The organism is Desulfobacter curvatus DSM 3379, from assembly GCF_000373985.1.
In the GTDB taxonomy this organism is placed as follows: domain Bacteria; phylum Desulfobacterota; class Desulfobacteria; order Desulfobacterales; family Desulfobacteraceae; genus Desulfobacter; species Desulfobacter curvatus.
In genome coordinates this window covers 1-19621 of sequence record NZ_KB893051.1, presented here as the reverse complement: position 1 = coordinate 19621, position 19621 = coordinate 1, and the positions used below count along the sequence as shown (strand labels likewise).

Here is a 19621-nt window from a genome sequence, read left to right as displayed (position 1 = left end):
AAATAGCGCCTAAAGTAGAGTTTCAACAGATTATCCGTATATATATATCGTGTTTTCCCAACTGTAATCCTCTTTGTTTTCAACTGGAAGTAGTATGTATCTGAACTCAAGGTGGGCGTCAAACAACTTATGATCGCTAAATTGAAAAATTGCTTTTTTGATTGTTTTGGTATGGGGCCGGCAATTATCAGGTTTTGTGTTCAAACCGGTTACCTAAAAGGTTGAAAGAGAGAACCGCAGCCATGATGCAAAGTCCTGGAAATATGGAGAGATAGGGGGCGGTGAACAGGTAGTCTTTTCCTTCCATAAGCAGGGTTCCCCACTCCGTGGCCGGGGGCTGGACCCCAAATCCGAGAAACCCAAGGGACGAGACGCTTAAAATTCCCTTGGCCATGCCTACCGTTGCCAGGACCGTCATGGAAGGCCGCACCGTGGGCAGAATATGCCGAAAAATGATTGTCACCGGGGATACCCCGGAAAGACGTGCCGATTTTACGTAAAGGGCTTCCCTGGCACTTAACGCGATACTTCTGGAAAGACGTGCGTATTTTGTCCAGGAGATGCAGCTGATTGCAAAGATCAGGTTAAGGTTGCCCGGCCCCATGATGCCGGCCAGGGCAATGGCTGCCACCATTTCAGGAAAGGCCAGAAACATGTCTGTTATGCGCATGAACAATTCGTCGGCAAAGCCTTTAAAAAAGCCTGCCACAAGGCCGATCGCCGTGCCCAGGCATGCAGATATGGCCACTGCGGCAAAGCCGATGCCGATGGATGCCCTGGCCCCGCATAGAATTCTGGAAAACAGGCACCGGCCCAAAACATCGCAGCCCATGGGGAAGTGGATAGAGGGCGGGCTCAACCGCATGTCCGGATGGGGGGTAAACGGATTATTGGGGGCAAACAAAGGTCCGGCCACAGTGAAGACCGCTAAAATAACCAGGACCCCGGCAGCCATGCCGGTGACGGGATTGCGTACCCAAAAAGTCATCAGACGGGCAGGGGAGAGGCTTTTTTTAAAAAAAGTCATTTCAGGCCAATCCTTGGATCCAGGGCGCTGCAGATCAGATCCACCACAAAATTAATCAGAACAAAAATCGCCCCGGTGAACAACACCACCCCCTGGATCAACGGATAGTCCCGGTTGCAGATGGCATCTACCATGAGGCTGCCGAGCCCCGGCCATGAAAAGACCACTTCCGTTATTACCGCACCCTCAAGAATCAGGCCGAATTCCAGTCCCACAATGGTGACCAAGGGGATGAGCGTGTTTTTGACCACATGTTTTGACAGCACCTTAAAAGAATCCGTTCCCCTGGCGCGCAGTGCCAGAACATGGTCTGATGCCAGGCTCTGGATCACGGACAGGCGCAAAAGCCTTGCAATATAAGCGGTAATGGATGTGCCCAGGGTCAGGGCCGGCATAATCAGGTGCTGCCAGGTGCCTGTGCCGAAACTGGGCAGCCAATGAAAGTGAACACTGAAAAAAGTTATCAACAGCAGGCCAAGCCAGAAATTGGGGATGGAGAGGCCCAGCACGGACAGGGATATTGATGCTGAATCCATCCATGATCCTTGTCTTAAACCTGCCAGGGTTCCCAGGGGCAGGGCCACGGCCAGGGCAAAGAGAATGGCCACAGCCGCCAACTCAAAAGTTTTGGCAAACCGGGTGCAGATCAGCTTGTCTACCTTTGCCTCTTCCACTAAGGAATATCCGAAATCAAGCTGCACCACATGGAACAGCCACCTGCCGTATTGGATTAAAAACGGCTGATCAAGCCCCTCTTTTTGTCTGATCCATGCGACGGTGGCCTGGTCCAGCTGGGCTTCTCCGCCGTACCTGGCCACGGCGATCTCCCTTGCCGCATCTCCCGGTGCCAGCAAAATCATTGCATAGGTTAGGAACGTGGCGCCGAATAGCACCAGAATCATACCGGCTGTTTTTTTTATGATAAAGCCGGGCATGATACTTTTTCCTTATTATATTCGGATGCAGTCGTATACATATGGCAAAAGACCGTGTGGCCGGGTGAAATTTTTGCCTGGGGAGGTGGCTGTTTTTGACAGATCGTGGCCGATTCCGGGCACCGGGGATGGAAGATACAGCCCCGGGGCAGATTCATGGCTGACGGTGCATCGCCTTTGAGCACCAGGCGCTCTCCTTTCCAGATACCTGGTGTGAAAGAGGCGGATAAAAGCGCCCGGGTATAGGGATGGGCCGGTTCGGACAGGATTTCCTGCCTGGTTGCGGTTTCCAGCATCCGGCCAAGATAGATCACTCCCACCCGGGTGGCTATGGCCTTGACCAAGGCCATATCGTGGGTAATGATAAAGGATGTGACCGGATATTTTTTTTTAATTTGGGACAAAAGACGCGTGATCCGGTTTTTGGTCAGGCTGTCCAGGGCAGTGAGCGGTTCGTCCAAAATGAGCAGATCCGGCCGGGTGGACAGAGATCGTGCAATACAGACCCGTTGGTTCTGTCCCCCGGAGGCCTGGAACGGTTTCCGATCTAAAAGGTCCTGGGTCAGGCCGGTGTCGCGGATGAGCCGGGCAAGGATTACGTCACGTTCTTTTTTGCAAATGCCCCTGGCTGCCAGGGGTTCTTCCATGGATTGGCCCAGGGTTCTGAACGGGCTCAGCGCCTGGATCGGGTCTTGGAACACCATTTGAATCTGTTTTATCAGAGCCTTATGGGCGTTGTCCCTGGGTTTGACGATTTTTTTACCCTTGAATGTCATACATCCTTCCTGAAAGGGAAGAAAACCTGCCAGGGCAAGGGCCAGTGTACTTTTCCCGGAGCCGCTTTCGCCGATCAGACAGAATGAATCCCCCTTTTCCAGGGAAAAGCAAATCTGCCTGACGCCCCAGAACAGTGAACCGCGGCCAAACCGGCTGGATCGATCCCTGAAGGCCACGCCTAAATTTTCAATCCGGATCAAAGGTTCGGGCACAATGCCTCCTGTCCCATTCCGGATATGAATTCCCTGGTATAGGCATGCTCCGGATGATTAAACAAGGTTTTCACATCATTGGTTTCAAGGATGGAGCCATGGCGCATAACCGAAATTGTGTCGCAGATATGGGCGGCCATGGCAAGGTCATGGGTAATCATTATAAAGGCTGTGTTCCGGGTCTGCCTGAGCCGGGAAATTAGTTCAAGGATCTGCAGGGCAATGGTGGGGTCCAGACCTGACGTGACTTCATCTAAAATCATGATCCCAGGGTTGCCCAAAAGCGCCATCACCAATTGGGCTCGCTGGAGCATGCCCCGGCTCCATTCATGGGGGTATTGCCGGCACCGCTGTTCGGGTGACGGGATTCCTACCTCTTTGAGCAGCTGATATACCCGGTTCATGGATTGATCGCCTTTGGGTAGAATAGACAATGCGTCTTTGAACTGGCTTGCCATGGTGAACACCGGGTCCATGGCCGATGCCGGATTTTGAAGCACCAGGCTGATCTTTTTGCCGCGAAACTGGGCAAAGGCACCGGCAGGCAGGGCTGACACCTGGGTATTGTCCAGAAAAATAGTGCTGGATACAATACGGGCAGGGGCTTCAAGCCGGACAAGGGTGCGTGCAAAAAGGCTTTTTCCGCACCCGGATTCTCCCACAAGGCCGTGGATTTCTCCCCGGTTAAGGGTGAAATTTACATCCCGGAGCAGTTCCCGGTCAACCGATTGGGTGCTGACAGAGACCTTAAGGCGCCTGACGCTGAGAATGTTTTGGCCGGCAGGGCAGGGCATGTGGCTATTCTTTGCCAATATTTGGGGTTAACAGATATTTTTCCGCCGGATGAATCCGGTAGCCCTTAACCTTGCCTGATATGGCTGTTACCATGGATTTATGGAACAGCACGATCACAGGATTTTCATCATGGATAATCTGCTGGGCCTGGTTGTACAGGCGGGTCCTTTCTTTTTGATCAAAGCAGGTTTTGGCCGCCTGGAGCAACTGGTCCAGTTTTGGATTGGCATAGCCCATGACGTTGGATCTGGCATGGGTCATGAACACATCCGACAAAAAGGCATCCGGATCTCCCTGGGGGGCTGTGTTCCACATCTGAAGGTTCAGATGAACCCGTCCCTGCTTCATAGCTTGATTTATAGGAGAACCTTTCTTTGTCACCCGGATTCCGGTATCGATCCCCACCATTAACAATTGAGATTTAATCAGTTCCAAGGTGGGTTTTAAGGCGGCCCGGTTTTCATAGGTCCACATCTCAAGGTGCAGCGGCTTGCCGTTTATTTCCCGGATACCGTCGCCGTCAAGATCTTTTGCGCCGGCCGCATCCAGCAGGGCGGCTGCTTTTTCAGGCGAATAGGCATAAGCTGAAAGCGCAGTGTTGCACCAAGGCATAACTTTGGGGAAAACCGATGCCCCGATCTCAGCGCCAATGCCGCCAAGCACTGATGCCAGAATCCGGTTGCGGTCAATGGCATAATTCAACGCTTTTCGCAGATTGGGATCTGCTAATGGACCATCTTTTACCCTGACAAAGAAAAAGCAGAGCCTGGCGGTTGGCCGGTGTTTGATTCTGGTCTTAACACCATTATCCTGTTTCATCAGGCGCAGGGCATCCAGTTCCGGAAAATTGGTAGCGATGTCAATTTTTCCCGACTCAAAGGCCAACATACGGGAAACCGGGCTCTTGATCACATAAAGTTCGGCCTGTGCAAGCTTTGGTGTTCCGTTCCAATACCTATGAAAAGCTGTTACAACGGTTTTTTCATTGGGCACCACCTTTTTGAGCTGAAACGGCCCTGTTCCGGCAAGGGTGTTGCCTGACAAATCAATGATTCCGGTTTCAGGAGACGAAAGATTGTAAATAAAACCGGCATTGGGGTGAAGGGTTTCGATAATCAGGGTTTGGGGATTTTTTATTGTAATGGTTTTTATATCTAAAAGTCCCTGGATTCGTTTATTGAACCCATCGCTGTTTTCATTGATCAGACGTTCAAGGCAGATTTTCACTGCCTGGGGCGTCATGGGCAGACCATTGTGAAAAAAAACATTATCCCGCAATCGGATTTCCCAGGATACCGGCGAAAGATTGTTAAATCCCCGGGCCAGCCAGGGAATCAGGTTCATGTTAAAGTCCAGGGCAAACAGGGTCTCTGTAATGCCGGCTTCGCTTGCATACCACCCGTTGGACCCCTTGGCCGGATCAAGATCAGTGCCCGAAGGGCCAAAGGGCTTGGCAATGGTGAAGGGCTCTGTGGCAAACGCCTTGGTTGTCCCCAAACAAAAGATCAGACAGAGCATCAGACAAAAAACGGCTCTGCCGGGCCGGGATGAAACGCCCGGTCCGGCAGGGGAAGGATTTATATGTAAAATAGTCATAGAATACTCTTAAGTTCTCATTACAGGGTTACAGACACTGTGGCCATGACTGTCCGGCCGGACTGAATATAGTATTCATAATATTCCTCATCAAACAGGTTGTCCACCGACAGGGTCACGGACACTTTTTTAACCGGCCTGAATGTGACTTGGGCATCCACAACAAAGGAGTCCGTATAATCCTTGAATGTGGAGCTGGAATAGGGGTTTTTCCGGTCATCATATACGATGTCGGAATATCTTAGGTTAACAGACGCGTCCCAATAGCGGCTGAAATATCCTAGCCAGAAGTTGAAAATATTCTCCGGCGTTTCATCCACTATCCAACTATCTTTACCAAGCTCATTATTGGGGTCGTGATATTCAGACCAGTTATGGGTATAATGGATACCGCCTTTGAAATTCCAGGGCAGATCCGCCTCTAAAGCCAGTTCAATGCCATCTACTTCGGCTTCTGCAACGTTAAAATATGTCCTTATATATTCATCTCTGAGGGATGAATATTTCTCGACTTTTGAAATAATACCGTCAAAATCATTCTGGAAATATGTGGCCTTGACACGCAATTGTTTGTTGAGAAACTGCCACTCCGTACCGATTTCCCAGGATGTATTTGTATATGGGTCCAGATCCGGATTCCCCTGGCCAACCGTTGGGATGCCGTCACTGTCGGTATAGTTATATGTTCCCATTCTTTGATACAGGGTGGGGGCAGTAAATGATTTGCCGTAAGACGCCCGTAGAACGCCATTATCTGTCAGTCGGTAAAGGATGGAAGCCTTGGGGCTGAATTGGCCGTCATCAATATCTTCCGCAGATGACGTGCCGGCGGCACTGGTGTAATAGGATGTATCCGTAGCCCACCAATGGTCATACCGGCCCCCAAGATACAGGGTGAGGGGGGTAACGGGGGTGTATTCGGCCTGGATAAAAGTACCCCAGGTCAGGCTTTCCCCTGAATTCCGGGAACTGACAGTGGTCCAGCTGTCCCAGTCACTGGCGCTGGATAAATTATAAACGGTATCTTCAGCGGTTTCTTTAACGCCCTGGGTACCCACGGTCAAAAGCAGCTGGTTGTCCAGGATATGGAAAGTGGCGGACAAATCTCCCTGCAGCAGATCATTGTCTTTTATTGTGGTTGTTGTCGATGTATTCGAGTGTTCCTGGTTCTCCTTATCACTGTAGCCGATAAGGGCATTGATATCGACCTTGTTGGGTACAGAGTAATCATAATGAAGGGTGTGGACATAGGATTCTTTTTGGTAGCCTGTCCTTTGGAAGGCAACATCGTCTAGATCAACCTCATAATAGTCGGAACCAATCCGGTAATATGCGGTGCCAGATGTAATGGGGGTGCCGTCAGCCTGGCTTAAAGAACTTCCGCCGCCCCGCCATCCATACTCTAACTCGCTGATGTTAAAGCTATACCAAATTTTAGAATAGTCGGAAATTTCATAGCCGGTTTTCAAAAATGCGCTATGGTCTTCATACCAGTTCTCCCCCATTGTTCCTAAATACGCACGGGTCGTATCCTTTTCGGGGTCAATATCCGTTGCTACGTTGGCGGCAATTTGGGCGCCTGCGCCTGGAACAACTGGGGCCCCCGGGGTCGTAGTGACAGGATAGTTTTCATACCCGTCGGTGGTCCGGTACTTAAAGCTTAAGGAGTAGAAAAATTTGTCCCCAAGGTTTTTTTCAGCCCAGGACAGGTTTTCTGCATCACTTGAAGGGCTAAATGGCCGATCAGCAATGCGGGCACTGTAATACTGGGTGTTGTCGGAACCATAAGTAAAAGAGGCCTGCGCTTCCATCTCATAGGGGATTTTGGTGATGTAGTTAATCACACCGGTTTGGGCAAGGGTGCCGTAAAGGGCGGAAAAAGGACCTCTGACCACTTCAATCCTTTCAATATCCTTCATGGGGATGGCGCCGGTGTCATAGTATTGGGCGTAATCATACCAGCTCAGGCCGTCTACCAGAACCAGGGCTTTTTGTCCACGAATCATCGGGCGGGACCAGTAATCTGCCAGGCCGTTATAATGGCGGGGGTAGATGCCTTCTGTCCGGAACAACGGGGCAAAGGGATGATCTGTATTAAAGGCGTTAATTTCCTCTTCGGAGATGATTGAAACAGAGGCCGGTGAATCCAGAGGCGCCTTGGGCGTTTTGGTGGCAATCACCGTTATGGTCTCCAGTTCTTCACTGGTTTCGGTCCGGGCAGATGCCGTGTCAATGGTATCTTGTGCAGCATCCCCGGCAGCCCAGGCTGGTGAATACAGCGCAAGAGTCGTTGTGACGGCAACGGTGAACAGAACATGTTTTACAACTCTCATTTTTCTTTTTCCTTGATATAGGGGTTAAACTAAAAAATAACAAATGACCCGCTCATTTGTTTCCATAGACGATAAAAAAAACTGGAGCCGAAAGCTGGCCAGCACCGTATGGATTTTTGCTGAAATGCCGCGGAATGTCCCAGGAAAGGATATCCTTGAACCCGGCCTTGTGCATGAGTTTTCCGGCATCATTGATGGTCACGCCTCTATAAAGAGGAAGACTTTTGATCAGCCCGGCATAGTGGGAGAAAAAACGGCAGGAAATAAAACTGCGGGTTTTTAAAAATCCCTTGATCCCTTTCAGGACCAGCATGTGGATGCGTGACCAGGTAATATTCTGCCAGTATCCGTCGGAGATGATAATGCGGCCTTCGGGTTTAAGCACCCTGTGCCATTCCCGGATAGCGGCCTGGGGATCGGGAAGGGTCCAGACAAGATTTCTGGTCACCACCACATCGAAGGTGTTGTCTTCAAAGGGAAGATGTTCTGCATCGCCTGTCCGGAAATCGCAGGAGAGGCCATCCTGCAGCGCTTTTTGTTCGGCACGCGTAATCATGCCCGGTGAGATGTCTATGCCGGTCGTTTTGAAACCTGCTTTGGCCAGGTAAAAGGCCAACTGCCCCGGCCCTGTACCTACATCAAGTGCCCGCATGTCATTTCCTTTTACATGGGTCACCAAGGCGTTGATGGTGGATTCCCAGTCGTTTACCGTTTCAATGGATTTTGCCTGATCCAGTTCGTAACTTGAGCTTCTCCAGTTCCAGTATTTTTCAATGCGTTTTTTGAGCAGGTTCATGCCGCCGGCTGCCATTGATCTCTCCTTTTTCGGGTCTGTTTTGAGCCGCATGCCAAAAAAAAACCACAAAGGTCCGGCATGCAGCTAAGCACGTTGAACCTTCGTGGTTATTGTTGTTTATGTGGTTGTATTAAGGCAGTTTTATACTGCCTTATTATTTTTTTTCCGGGATTCTTCCGGAAATGTCACAGGTAAAAACCGCTGTGAAATAGTCGCCTTCAGGCAAAATTTCATGCCTCTATATTAAATCCAATATCTAATAGTCAAGAGGAATACTTTCCGGATAATAAAAAGCTAAACACAACACCCCCTGGCTTGGATGGGTTCCCGGCGAAGGGAACCGTCTTTTCCGGCAAGAAAAAACACATTGAATAAGTTCATGCATAAAGCAATGTTTACGGGGATGATGCTGATGCGCTGACCAAGGGAGGGCGGCTTTTTACACTGACTGACGTCCACCCATCCATGCTCCTCATGGAGTCTGAAAATTTTCGCTTCGGGGTATTCACACACATAACCCATTTCAAGATTTTTACCGGCAAGCAGCTGTTTGGCACAAAGGGCTTTGGAGCCTGCATCAATGATCACCTGGCCTTCAACCCTGTCTGAGATGACCGTAGCCACAACCCGGGCCGCGCAGTCTAAAATTTCGCAATGGTTGAATTTTAATTCAAAATAGTCGTTGAGATACATGGTCCCCACCCGGATTTCGTTGACATGATTGACCAGATGGGTATTGAAAAGGGAGGGGCTAGATCCTGACGATACGGTTTCCGGTGTGAGTCCTGCCCGGCACAGTGCCTTATATGTGGGATCCCACAGCGTATTAATCTGTCTAAAATGCGCTGGATCCCGGGCCGCATCCCCGTACAGGTGGCCAAGATAAAGCTGAACCCCCTCATAGTGCAGGCCGGGTGCTTTTGTTGCATACCGGGCTAGTGCCACCACGTCTTCGGGATCTGAAGTGCCGCATCGGTGGAGCCCGGCATCAAAAATGATGTGGATGCCGATCCGGGTTTGGTTTGCCTGTGCGGCTTTTGACAGGCACGCCATCAAATGCCGGGAATCAACCGCCACCCGAATCGTGTGCCGGGCTGCCATATCTGCAATCATTTTTATCTGCTGTTTTCCCAGCACAGGATAGGCCACGGTAATGTCTGTGCCGGGGTTTTCTGCCAATGCCAGTGCTTCGCCTGCCTTGGCCACAGCAATCCCTTTTGCCCCGGCCGCCATCTGCATCCTTGTAATATAAATGCATTTATGGGTTTTAACATGGGGCCGGACCATGAAACTGTGGCGGGCAGCATAGTCATGGATGCGGCCGATGTTCTTTTCAAGTCTGTTTTCATCAATGATCAAACAAGGGGTGGGAATATCCGCTGCGACATCATACATATGGTCTGTTATTTCCATGATCGGCACTCCTTTTTAATTTTTTACGCTTACCGAAAAAATTAAACGTCTGATTTGTTTTTTACATTATTGTATGTTTAGAAATACAAACAATAGATTATTCTGCTTTACTTCGCTTTTTTATTTTCTTATACATTAATTCTATTGTTAAAAGGTTTAAATATAGGAGGAAACATTGAAAAAAATTATTTGTTGTCTGGCGGCTGTCATTGCAATGACCATGGTTTTTTCTTCATCTGCGTTCTGCAAAAGAGAGACTGTCATTAAAATCGGCATTAATGCGCCCCTGACCGGCGATATTCCAAAGGTTGGTGAAGGCACAAAATATGCCGCTGAAATGTGGCTGTCAGACATTGAAAAGGCCGGCGGACTTGAAGTCGGCGGCCAGAAGTACAAGGTTGAGCTGGTCGTTGAAGACAATGAATCCAAAGCGGAGTCTGCGGTAAAAGCCAACACTAAAATGATCAGCCAGGATGACGTTCTGGCCATTGTAGGTCCCCAGTCTTCCAAACAGGCTGTGCCGGCCGGTGAAGTGGCAAACAAATACAAAACCGTCATGATCAGCCCCTGGTCCACCAACCCGGACACCACCATGAACCGCCCCTTTGTATTTCGCGGCTGTTTCCTGGATCCCTTCCAAGGTCCTGTTGTGGCTAATTTTATTACCGATGAATTCGGGTTCACCAAGGCGGCTGTCCTTTATGATGTGGCCTCTGACTATCCAAAAGGGTTAGCCGAGGTATTCAAGGAAGCATGGGAGAAAAAACATGGTGAAGGCGCCGTCGTTGCCTTTGAAAGCTTCACCACAAAAGATACGGATTTTTCTTCCCAGCTGACCAAAATCATCCAGTCCGGTGCCCAGGTCCTTTTTACCCCGCAGTACTACAATGAAGTGCCCCTGATTGCCAAACAGGCCCAAGAGCTTGGATGGAAAGGACCCATTGTGGGTTCCGACTCCTGGGGATCTGCCGAGACCGTTGAGCTGTGTGGCGAAGCCTGCTACGGCCAGTTTTTCTCTTCCCATTACGCAGCCGCCGGTGCCAAAGGCGCAACCAAGGAATTCATTGACCGCTACAATGCAAAATACGGATATATCCCCGATGATGTGGCAGCCCTGACCTGGGATGCCCTTCGTCTGGCCCAGCAGGCCATTCAAGATACCGGCAAATTGACCGGCAAAATTGAAAAAGACCGTCAAGCTGTCCGGGATGCCCTTGCAAAAATTAAAAATTTTGCAGGTATCACCGGCAACATGACCTTTACCGAAGAGGGTGACCCGGTTAAATGTGCGGTTATCGTAAAAATTAACGATAAGGGTGAATACGAGTTCTACAAATCCGTATGCCCCTAACAGGCGTATGGGAGATATTCGTTAATACGTTTTTAGTTGGAAAAAAAATAACTGCCGCCATATGTTGCGGCAGTTATTTTTTGAACTTAATTTCCAGTGTTTTAACAGGAACTGCTGCATGGAATCGTTTACAGATCTGATACCGTTTTTTATTCAGAACTTTATCAATGCACTCCAGCGAGGAAGTTTTTACGCCGTGATCTCCATCGGGTACTCCATGGTTTACGGCGTTTTGATGCTTTTTAACTTTGCCCATGGTGATATCTTCATGCTGGGCACCTATATCGGTTTTGGTATTGCAACGCTTTTTCTTGCGTTGTTTGCAGGCGTTTTACCCGGGCCTGTTATTTTTGTAGCCACCATTGTGGTGACCATGTTTTTAGCCTCCTGGATCGGGGTGTTTGTGGAAGTGGCAGGTTACCGCCCTTTGCGCCAAGCACCCCGGGCCTCTGCCGCCATCACGGGCCTTATGATCGGCATTATTTTCGAAACCGGTATTTTGATTCTTCTGGGTGCCAAACGCTTAAGCTTTCCACCGCTCATTGAATCGGTCTCCTACAATGTGGGCGGGGTCTATTTTACCAATATCAAGGTGATGATCATTATCATCAGCTTGCTGCTCATGCTGGCGCTGCACACCTTTATCCAGAAAACCAAATGGGGGATGGCCATGCGGGCCATGTCCTTTGATTTTCTTGCCGTACCCCTCATGGGGGTCTCCATCAACATCATGGCGCCTTTAACCTTTGCCATTGGTGCGGGGCTGGCGGCGGTGGCCGGCATTCTCTACGGCCAGGCATATCCCATCCTGGATCCGTACATGGGAGTGCTGATTGGCTGGAAAGCCTTTGTTGCCGCAATTCTTGGCGGGCGCGGTTCCATTAAGGGCGCAGCGTTGGCAGGTTACCTTCTCGGGTTTATTGAAATATTCGTCGCCACCATATTTCCGTCAACCTTACGTGATCTCATTGCCTATTCCATTATCCTTTTGATCCTGACCTTCAGGCCAAGGGGATTTTTCGGCATGGAGCACAGCACCAAACTGAGGCTGTAATATTTTTTCTTTACCCGTTTTTTAGAAAGAAACGTTGCCATGAAGATTGTACAATCAATAAAAAATTTCCTATCGAACATACCCATGGCAGGCTGGCTTTTAGGGATGCTGGCTGCCGTGTTGATTGAATATTTCTGGGGATACGACTATATTTCCTACTACCTGGGCCTGCCCAAGATCCCGGTGCTATTCGGTGCCATTATCATGCTCAAAGATCCGGTGATGATTCCCGGGGCCCTGGCCTATGACCTGGTTGTTTATATGCTGCCGGTCTGTATTGTGGGAAAAGCGTCTGCATTTTTTACCAACCCATTGGCAGGTGCCATGGAGAAGCTGCCTTTATGGCTCTCTGTGCTGATTCATTTGTGCTGTTTTTACGGCATCTTGTCCCTTTGGGCCGGAATCAACGACTATCGCGTGCTTGTGGTGAAATTGACGCTGATCTCCATTATTCTGACCATCAGCATCAACGTTATCAACGGCTACCAGGGTGAGTTCTCCTGTTCCCATCCAGGCTTCATGGCGGTGGGGGCCTATGTCTCGTCCGTGATTACCCTGGTTTTGTTTGCCAATGACAAGATTTTCGGGGCTGCCGTGCTGCCGCCAACCCTCGGGCCGTGGCTTTTCCCCTTTGCTCTAATCATGGGTGGGATCGCAGCGGCCATTGCTTCGCTTTTAGTGGCCATACCCTCATTTAGGACCCGGGGGGATTACCTGGCCATCATCTCCCTGGCATTCATGTTCATCGTCAAAAGTGCGGTGGAAAATCTTAATGTCATCGGCGGTGCCAGAGGCATGGGTGGGCAACCTGATCTGGCCCCGCTCCCTGTGATTTTTATCTGGACCATGCTGTGCATCTGGGTGATTCATAATTTCGTCACCTCCATCATGGGAAAGGCCCTGAATGCCGTGCGCGATGATGAGGCCGCTTCCGAGTCCATGACTGTAAAAACCCGGAAAACCAAGATGACTGCGTTTATGTTCGGTGCATTCTGGGCCGGTGTGGCCGGCGGTCTTTTTGCTCATGTGCTGACCTATATAAACCCGGGCATGTTCAGCATTAACCGGCTTGCCGAAATCCTTGCCATGGTTTATTTCGGTGGCCTGAATTCAATTGTGGGTTCCATTGTGGGCGCCGTTTCCATCAATATTTTAGGCGAAGCCCTGCGGCCCCTGGAGCTGTTCAAGTGGATCATTATTCCGCTGATACTGATTTTTGTCATGATCTTCAGGCCCTACGGCTTGATCTCTTTCAGGGAGATCAACGCCGGAAAACTGCTTGCGGCCAAAAAGAACAAATAAGGAGGGCACCATGACGCCTTTGCTTCATGTAGATAAAATGACCCACTATTTCGGTGGATTACGGGCAGTCCACAACTATAATCTTTCGGTTGGGCCAAATCAGATTGTCGGCTTGATCGGCCCAAACGGGGCGGGCAAGACAACCGTTTTCAACCTGATCACCGGGGTCTATACCCCCACCGAAGGCCGGATTACACTTGAAGATGAAAATATTGTAGGACTTGAAACCAATGAGATTGCGGCCAAGGGGCTTGGCAGAACGTTTCAAAATTTAGCCCTGTGGCGGCATATGAATGTTCTGGATCATATTAAAATGGCCCACTATTCCCAACTCTCCTACAGCCTGTTCGACGCATTCTTCAACACCGGCAAATGCCGCAGGCAGGAGGCCAAAGCCGAAGAGAATGCCTACCGGCTTCTGGAACTGTTTGATATTAAGCAGCATGCCGACCAGCTGGTGACCAGCCTGCCTTACGGGGCCCAGCGGCGGGTGGAGATGGCCCGGGCCATGGCCACTAATCCCAAGGTGCTTTTTCTGGATGAACCCACTGCAGGCATGACCCCTGACGAGCTGATCCAGATGATTAAAATTATCAGGCAGGTACACCGGGATTTCGGGGTGGCGATTTTTTTGATTGAACACCGTATGAAATTTGTGATGGAACTTTGCCAGCATATCCAGACCCTGGTGTTCGGCGAAGTGATCGCCCAGGGACCTCCCGAAGAGATCCAGAACAACCCCCAAGTGATTGAAGCCTATCTGGGCAAGGAGGATTTGACCTGATGCAGCTGAAAGTTAAAAATCTTAAAGTGTCCTACGGCAATATCAAGGCGCTTCACGGGCTGGATTTCAGCATTAATGCCGGTGAAATCGTCACCATTATCGGTGCCAACGGTGCCGGCAAAAGCACCACCCTCCGGGCCATTTCCAGGATGGTGCCCAGTGAGCCGGGTTCCGTCATTGAATTTGAGGGCGAAGATGTGTTGTCCTATAACACTGACAAGGTGGTCAGCCGGCTGGGCATCTCCCATGTGCCCGAAGGCCGAAGAATCTTCGGCAACCTCACGGTAACCGAGAACTTAACCCTGGCCTGTTTTGCCAGAAAAGATACCGAGCAGATTGAAAAGGATAAAAAGTGGGTATTTGATCTGTTTCCCCGCCTTGAAGAACGAAAAAATCAGATTTCCGGCACCCTGTCCGGCGGAGAGCAGCAGATGCTTGCCGTGGGCCGCGGTTATATGAGCGGTCGAAAACTCATGATCCTGGATGAGCCCTCCATGGGACTTGCACCCTTGCTCATGCTTGAAATGTTTGATGCCCTCAAAGAGATCAATAAATACGGCACCACCATCCTTCTTGTGGAGCAAAATGCCCGGCTGGCGCTCAAGTTTGCCCAGAGGGGGTATGTGATTGAACATGGCAAGCTTGTGCTTGAAGGCCCGGCAGATCAACTGCTTGACGATCCGGAGGTGAAAAAGGCGTACCTGGGTGCCTAAGTGTTCTAATCAGCGTGTTTTCATGGATAAGGATATCCTTTTTCTGGGGATATCCACCGCAAGGATGCGAACCTTTACTTGCTGCCGCACTTTGACCACCTCATTGGGATCCTTGACAAACCGGTCTGCTAACTGGCTGATGTGGACAAGTCCGTCCTGGTGGACTCCGATATCCACAAAAGCGCCAAATGCCGTGACATTGGTTACAACGCCGGGAACAACCATGTCAGGCGCCAGGTCTTTCATCTCATGGATATTTTTGTCAAAGGAAAACGCCTGGAACGGCTCTCTTGGGTCCCGGCCCGGGGCTGCCAGCTCGGCAACAATGTCCTTGAGTGTGGGAAGTCCTGTGGTCTCCGTCACATAGGGGGTAAGGTCCATAGTTTGCACCGACGCTTTTGCCGTCATCATCTCTTCCACACGACAGCCAAGCTCTCTGGCCATCTGTTTAACCACGGCGTAGGATTCGGGATGGATGCCACTGCGGTCCAGGGGATTTTTTCCGTTTTGGATCCTTAAAAATCCTGCGGCCTGTTCATATGCTTTTTTGCCCAGGCGGGGCACCTTGAGAAAATCGGTTCTGGAGTCAAATGCACCATTTTCGTCCCTGTATTTGACCATGTTGGCGGCGATGCCGGCGTTCAGGCCGGATACCCGGGATAAAAGCTGCTTTGATGCGGTGTTGGCTTCCACACCCACTTGGTTGACGCAGGAAACTACCACATCGTCCAGGGCTGCTTGAAGCATGTTCTGGTCCACATCGTGTTGGTACTGTCCCACCCCAATGGACTTGGGCTCCACCTTGACAAGTTCCGCCAAGGGGTCCATGAGCCGTCTGCCGATTGAAACAGCTCCACGGACCGTGATGTCATGGTCAGGAAATTCTTCTCTGGCTGTTTCAGATGCTGAATAGATAGAGGCCCCGCTTTCATCCACCATGATCACATCCACATCTTCGGGCAGCGCCAGCTCTCTGATGAAGTTTTCCGTTTCCCGGCCGGCTGTGCCGTTTCCCACGGCGACGGCCCGGATTTCGTATCTGGAGACAAGTTTGGGGATGAGTTGTGCGGCGGATGCTTTCCCGTTTGGGGTATGGGGGTGGATGACATCATGGTGAACCAGCTTTCCCGTGGTATCCAGGCAGGCGATTTTACAGCCGGTTCGGAATCCCGGGTCAACCGCCAGCACGGGCTTGCCGCCAAGGGGAGGGGAAAGAAGCACCTGCCGTAAATTGTCCGAGAAAACCGCCACGGCCTTCTCATCGGCCTTTTGTTTGAGCATTCTCAATACCTCATTTTCAATGGATTTGGACAGCAGGCGTTTGTAGGCATCTTCGGCGGCGTCAAGGATCTGTTCCCGGCTTTGGGGCGTGATGTTTCTTTTACCCGGGTAAAGTCCATGGATGATATTCAACGCCTTTTTTTCATCGGGCAGGACATGGACACGCAAAATTTTTTCAGCAGCGCCCCTGAGCATGGCAAGTATCCTGTGGGACGGCGCTTTAAATGCCGGTTCCCCCCAGTCAAAATAGTCCTTGAATTTGGCACCGTCTTCGGCTTTGCTTTTGATTACCGTCGTGCGGATTATGGCGGTTTTGACGAACAGATCCCTGATCCCTGACCGGATGGACGCATCTTCGTTAATGATTTCGGCAATAATATCCCTGGCACCTGCCCATACCGCTTCCAGGTTTGCCACATCCGGCCCGATGAATCCGGTTGCCTCTTTTTGAAGGTCGATGCCGCTTTTAGGTTCCAGAATCAGCCGGGCCAGGGGCTCCAACCCTTTTTCCCGGGCGATGGTGGCACGGGTCCGCCGCTTGGGCCGATATTTTTCATACACATCTTCCAACCGGGTCATGGAATCGGCATTTTCGATGAGTTGGCCTAATGCTTTGGTATAAAGCTGCCTTTCCTCCAACGATTTGATAATGGCCTGTTTTCTGGCTTCCAGCTCTTTTAACGCCGTTGCCCGGTCCCGGATATCGGATATGGCTACCTCGTCCAGGCTGCCTGTGCGTTCTTTTCGGTATCTTGCTATAAACGGCACTGTGGAGCCCTGGTCCAGTAGATCCAGAACTGCGGCCACCTGGTTTTCTTTAAGGCCGGTATCCCGGCTGATCGTTATTTGGATATTCATGTGGTTTTATTACAGCGGGCCTGGGTAAAAAGTCAATGGCTTCAAGGCCGGACGGCGGGGGTACCGTAGGTAAGTGAGCTATATTATAATTTTTTTTCCTGGTAAAGACACAAGGAAAAATTTTAATATATTAAATTTTTCCTTGTCATCCCGGCAACGGTCAAGATAATCTCCCATACACCGTTTTTTAACAGGTGAGATAGCCTATTGGAGGCTAAGTGTTTGCCACAAAATCTATTCTTTCAGAGGAGGACGTACAATGATGAAAAAAATTTTGAAATTTGTTGTAGCTGTCAGCTGTTTTTTAGCTTTAACCAGTGGCCCTGTTTTCGCCAGTGGCAGCAAAGCAGCCAAACCCAGTCCGGATGAAGCAATAGCCATGCTGAAAGCGGGTAATGAGCGTTTTGTAACCGGTAAAGCAACCCAGCCTCATACGGACGTTGCCCGCCTTGCACTTGCCGGCAAAGAAGATCAAGGCGATCACGCCTATGCAACCGTAATCACCTGCTCGGACTCCAGGGTTCCGGTTGAAATTCTGTTTGATGCCGGTGTTATGGACATTTTTGTGATTCGTGTTGCCGGTAATGTTTTGGATGTTGATGAGATCGGGTCTGTTGAATATGGCCTTGCCCATGTAAAGACCCCGGTATTTGTCGTGCTTGGACATACCCAATGTGGTGCTGTAACCGCTGTGACAAAGGCGGTTCAAGGTCACGGCCACCCATTGGAAAGAAATATCCCCCCGCTGGTTGATAACATCATTCCGGCAGTGAAAAAGGCGATGTCAGACAACCCACATGTCCATGGTACGGATATAATACCTTATGCAATTGAGGAAAATATCTGGAAGGGCATTGAAGACCTGTTCATGGCAAGCCCTTCTTCCCGCGATCTGGTGAACGCAGGGAAAGCCAAAGTTGTCGGCGCGATTTATGACGTATCAAATGGAAAAATCGATTGGTTGCCTGAAGCAAAAACCATGGAAATCCTAAAGAAAGTTGAGGCAAATCCCGATAGAGCCATGGAAGCAATGGCCGAATAATTTTGCCTCAAAATTTAATACAAAAAGGATAATAATTGCCGAACAAATCGCGGTGCTGACGTCAGTACCGCGTTTACATGCTATGGACGAACAAGATGGGGGCTTTTTTTCGAATTTCTAACCTCCAGAACCAACCTTTTGGACGTAAAAACCAAAAGAAATAAGTTGAATCAAACCAGGGCCAACGCTCCCTTTTCTAAACGGCCAGAAGAAGACTTCCCCATTTTCATTTGCTGCCCAAGGGGCGATGCGATCAGCAGATTGGTCGATGCCCTGATTTGATGAAAGAGCAAAATGCAGAGAAATGACGCAATAAAACCTGTGAGATTCAAACGGTGGATCATAGCGCTGCTGGTCTCCGCCGTCTGCCTCCAGGCCGGTATGGCACAGTCTAATGAGCGTCTTAATATCGGGTTTTCCCGGTCGATTATCGGTGCGGTTAACGAGAACGATGCCATGGCCGTGATAAAGGTCTGGGCCACGGAATTGATGGTGTCTGCCAATCTTTTGGTTAACGTTCAGCCCCAAATTTATGGGGATGTCAGGGAAATGGAAACCGCGCTTAAAGAGAACAGGACTGATTTTCTCTGCTTTACCATAATGGAGTTTGTTGATTTGCAGCATTTGTTGTACCAGGAAAAATTCATTTTTCCCGTGCTTGGACAGAGCATGACCGAAGAATATCTTTTGATTGCCCGCAATAATAGTTCTATTGCCCAGATCAAAGATCTCAAAGGCTGCTCCCTGATATATCCGAAGAATCCAAGAACCGTTTTGTCTGTTATTTGGCTGGATGTTACACTGGCACGGGCAGGGCTGTCCGCAGCGGCGTATTTTTTTAGCCGGATGGTGCCGGTGGGCAAGGTCAATGAGGCCCTTCTACCTGTTTTTTTCGGCAAGGAAGATGCCTGCCTGGTGACCCGAAAGAGCTTTGACATTATGGCGGAACTCAATCCCCAGATTTCACGTCAACTTAAAATTGTGGGCACATCCCAACGCTATATCCCTAATTTTCTTGCATTTCGTAAAAATTACCAATCCAAAATCAGAGAAATCATTTTAAATCAGATTGACACCTGGGACAATACTCCTGGGCGCATTCCCATTTTCCCGGTTTGAAAAAAGCCTATCTTTGAGAACAAAAAACGTGATAGTTTCTTCTCGCTGAGACGACTATAAAATTGGACTGTGCTGATGAAAAAAGCTGAAGATTGCAATACTGTTGAAGAAGTCTATGCCTGCCTGAAAGAACTGGAGGACGATCCGAGGTTGGTTCGCAATGCTCAAGAATTGGAGCAGGTAGAACGTGAAATACTTGGGTATACGAATCGACTGAGCGCCTTGCTTTTAAA

At 49.8% G+C, this 19621-nt stretch carries 16 protein-coding genes; 7 read left to right on the top strand and 9 right to left on the bottom strand.

What is annotated here, in order from left to right; genetic code table 11:
- Positions 1-187: 187 nt before the first annotated feature.
- The 8 genes from B147_RS0110700 to B147_RS0110665 form a co-directional block, all read right to left on the bottom strand.
- Entirely contained in the window at positions 188-1027 is an 840-nt protein-coding gene (locus B147_RS0110700) for an ABC transporter permease (protein ID WP_020587195.1), read from the bottom strand.
- Complete coding sequence (locus B147_RS0110695) at positions 1024-1962, bottom strand: ABC transporter permease (RefSeq protein WP_020587194.1); 939 nt, start codon at positions 1960-1962, stop codon at positions 1024-1026. The genes B147_RS0110700 and B147_RS0110695 overlap by 4 nt, the downstream gene beginning before the upstream one ends.
- Positions 1944-2951 (bottom strand): ABC transporter ATP-binding protein, encoded by a 1008-nt coding sequence (locus B147_RS28180; protein WP_020587193.1) that lies wholly within the window; start codon positions 2949-2951, stop codon positions 1944-1946. Before B147_RS28180 ends, B147_RS0110695 begins: the two co-directional genes overlap by 19 nt.
- Positions 2936-3745, bottom strand: coding sequence for an ABC transporter ATP-binding protein (locus B147_RS28175; protein ID WP_020587192.1), 810 nt, complete (start codon positions 3743-3745; stop codon positions 2936-2938). Before B147_RS28175 ends, B147_RS28180 begins: the two co-directional genes overlap by 16 nt.
- 4 nt (positions 3746-3749) lie before the next feature.
- Positions 3750-5342 (bottom strand): ABC transporter substrate-binding protein, encoded by a 1593-nt coding sequence (locus B147_RS0110680; protein WP_020587191.1) that lies wholly within the window; start codon positions 5340-5342, stop codon positions 3750-3752.
- 20 nt (positions 5343-5362) lie between these two features.
- Positions 5363-7675 carry a TonB-dependent receptor plug domain-containing protein gene (locus B147_RS0110675; RefSeq protein WP_020587190.1) on the bottom strand — a complete coding sequence of 771 codons (2313 nt, stop codon included), beginning with the start codon at positions 7673-7675 and terminating at the stop codon, positions 5363-5365.
- 52 nt (positions 7676-7727) lie between these two features.
- Entirely contained in the window at positions 7728-8486 is a 759-nt protein-coding gene (locus tag B147_RS0110670; RefSeq protein ID WP_020587189.1) for a class I SAM-dependent methyltransferase, read from the bottom strand.
- 279 nt (positions 8487-8765) lie between these two features.
- Positions 8766-9884 carry an alanine racemase gene (locus tag B147_RS0110665; protein WP_020587188.1) on the bottom strand — a complete coding sequence of 373 codons (1119 nt, stop codon included), beginning with the start codon at positions 9882-9884 and terminating at the stop codon, positions 8766-8768.
- A gap of 214 nt (positions 9885-10098) precedes the next feature.
- Between B147_RS0110665 and B147_RS0110660 the strand changes: the two genes are divergently transcribed.
- From B147_RS0110660 to B147_RS0110640, 5 genes are all read left to right on the top strand, one after another.
- The gene (locus tag B147_RS0110660) at positions 10099-11235 is read left to right on the top strand and encodes an ABC transporter substrate-binding protein (protein ID WP_051085663.1); all 1137 of its coding nucleotides are present in this window, start codon (positions 10099-10101) and stop codon (positions 11233-11235) included.
- Between the two features lie 118 nt (positions 11236-11353).
- A complete protein-coding gene (locus tag B147_RS0110655) occupies positions 11354-12289 on the top strand; it encodes a branched-chain amino acid ABC transporter permease (RefSeq protein ID WP_020587186.1) in 936 nt (311 codons plus the stop codon).
- A 39-nt stretch (positions 12290-12328) separates the two neighbouring features.
- Complete coding sequence (locus B147_RS0110650; RefSeq protein ID WP_020587185.1) at positions 12329-13591, top strand: branched-chain amino acid ABC transporter permease; 1263 nt, start codon at positions 12329-12331, stop codon at positions 13589-13591.
- A 10-nt stretch (positions 13592-13601) separates the two neighbouring features.
- On the top strand, positions 13602-14375 hold the full coding sequence (locus B147_RS0110645) for an ABC transporter ATP-binding protein (protein WP_020587184.1): 774 nt from the start codon (positions 13602-13604) through the stop codon (positions 14373-14375).
- The gene (locus B147_RS0110640) at positions 14375-15088 is read left to right on the top strand and encodes an ABC transporter ATP-binding protein (protein ID WP_020587183.1); all 714 of its coding nucleotides are present in this window, start codon (positions 14375-14377) and stop codon (positions 15086-15088) included. The genes B147_RS0110645 and B147_RS0110640 overlap by 1 nt, the downstream gene beginning before the upstream one ends.
- Before the next feature lie 9 nt (positions 15089-15097).
- On the opposite strand, the gene B147_RS0110635 is transcribed toward B147_RS0110640, so the two are convergent.
- Positions 15098-17227 (bottom strand): Tex family protein, encoded by a 2130-nt coding sequence (locus B147_RS0110635; protein ID WP_020587182.1) that lies wholly within the window; start codon positions 17225-17227, stop codon positions 15098-15100.
- Positions 17228-17486: 259 nt separating this feature from the next.
- Here B147_RS0110635 and B147_RS0110625 point away from each other — a divergent pair, with 259 nt between their 5' ends.
- A complete protein-coding gene (locus tag B147_RS0110625) occupies positions 17487-18269 on the top strand; it encodes a carbonic anhydrase (RefSeq protein ID WP_020587180.1) in 783 nt (260 codons plus the stop codon).
- Between the two features lie 294 nt (positions 18270-18563).
- A complete protein-coding gene (locus tag B147_RS0110620) occupies positions 18564-19388 on the top strand; it encodes a PhnD/SsuA/transferrin family substrate-binding protein (RefSeq protein WP_020587179.1) in 825 nt (274 codons plus the stop codon).
- Positions 19389-19621: the final 233 nt, after the last annotated feature.

Bases quoted from the DNA above. Each gene is read 5' to 3' on its own strand.
- B147_RS0110700 (WP_020587195.1), bottom strand. From the start codon at position 1,027: ATGACTTTTTTTAAAAAAAGCCTCTCCCCTGCCCGTCTGATGACTTTT.
- B147_RS0110695 (WP_020587194.1), bottom strand. From the start codon at position 1,962: ATGCCCGGCTTTATCATAAAAAAAACAGCCGGTATGATTCTGGTGCTA.
- B147_RS28175 (WP_020587192.1), bottom strand. From the start codon at position 3,745: ATGCCCTGCCCTGCCGGCCAAAACATTCTCAGCGTCAGGCGCCTTAAG.
- B147_RS0110680 (WP_020587191.1), bottom strand. From the start codon at position 5,342: ATGACTATTTTACATATAAATCCTTCCCCTGCCGGACCGGGCGTTTCA.
- B147_RS0110675 (WP_020587190.1), bottom strand. From the start codon at position 7,675: ATGAGAGTTGTAAAACATGTTCTGTTCACCGTTGCCGTCACAACGACT.
- B147_RS0110670 (WP_020587189.1), bottom strand. From the start codon at position 8,486: ATGGCAGCCGGCGGCATGAACCTGCTCAAAAAACGCATTGAAAAATAC.
- B147_RS0110665 (WP_020587188.1), bottom strand. From the start codon at position 9,884: ATGGAAATAACAGACCATATGTATGATGTCGCAGCGGATATTCCCACC.
- B147_RS0110660 (WP_051085663.1), top strand. From the start codon at position 10,099: ATGACCATGGTTTTTTCTTCATCTGCGTTCTGCAAAAGAGAGACTGTC.
- B147_RS0110655 (WP_020587186.1), top strand. From the start codon at position 11,354: ATGGAATCGTTTACAGATCTGATACCGTTTTTTATTCAGAACTTTATC.
- B147_RS0110650 (WP_020587185.1), top strand. From the start codon at position 12,329: ATGAAGATTGTACAATCAATAAAAAATTTCCTATCGAACATACCCATG.
- B147_RS0110645 (WP_020587184.1), top strand. From the start codon at position 13,602: ATGACGCCTTTGCTTCATGTAGATAAAATGACCCACTATTTCGGTGGA.
- B147_RS0110640 (WP_020587183.1), top strand. From the start codon at position 14,375: ATGCAGCTGAAAGTTAAAAATCTTAAAGTGTCCTACGGCAATATCAAG.
- B147_RS0110635 (WP_020587182.1), bottom strand. From the start codon at position 17,227: ATGAATATCCAAATAACGATCAGCCGGGATACCGGCCTTAAAGAAAAC.
- B147_RS0110625 (WP_020587180.1), top strand. From the start codon at position 17,487: ATGATGAAAAAAATTTTGAAATTTGTTGTAGCTGTCAGCTGTTTTTTA.
- B147_RS0110620 (WP_020587179.1), top strand. From the start codon at position 18,564: ATGCAGAGAAATGACGCAATAAAACCTGTGAGATTCAAACGGTGGATC.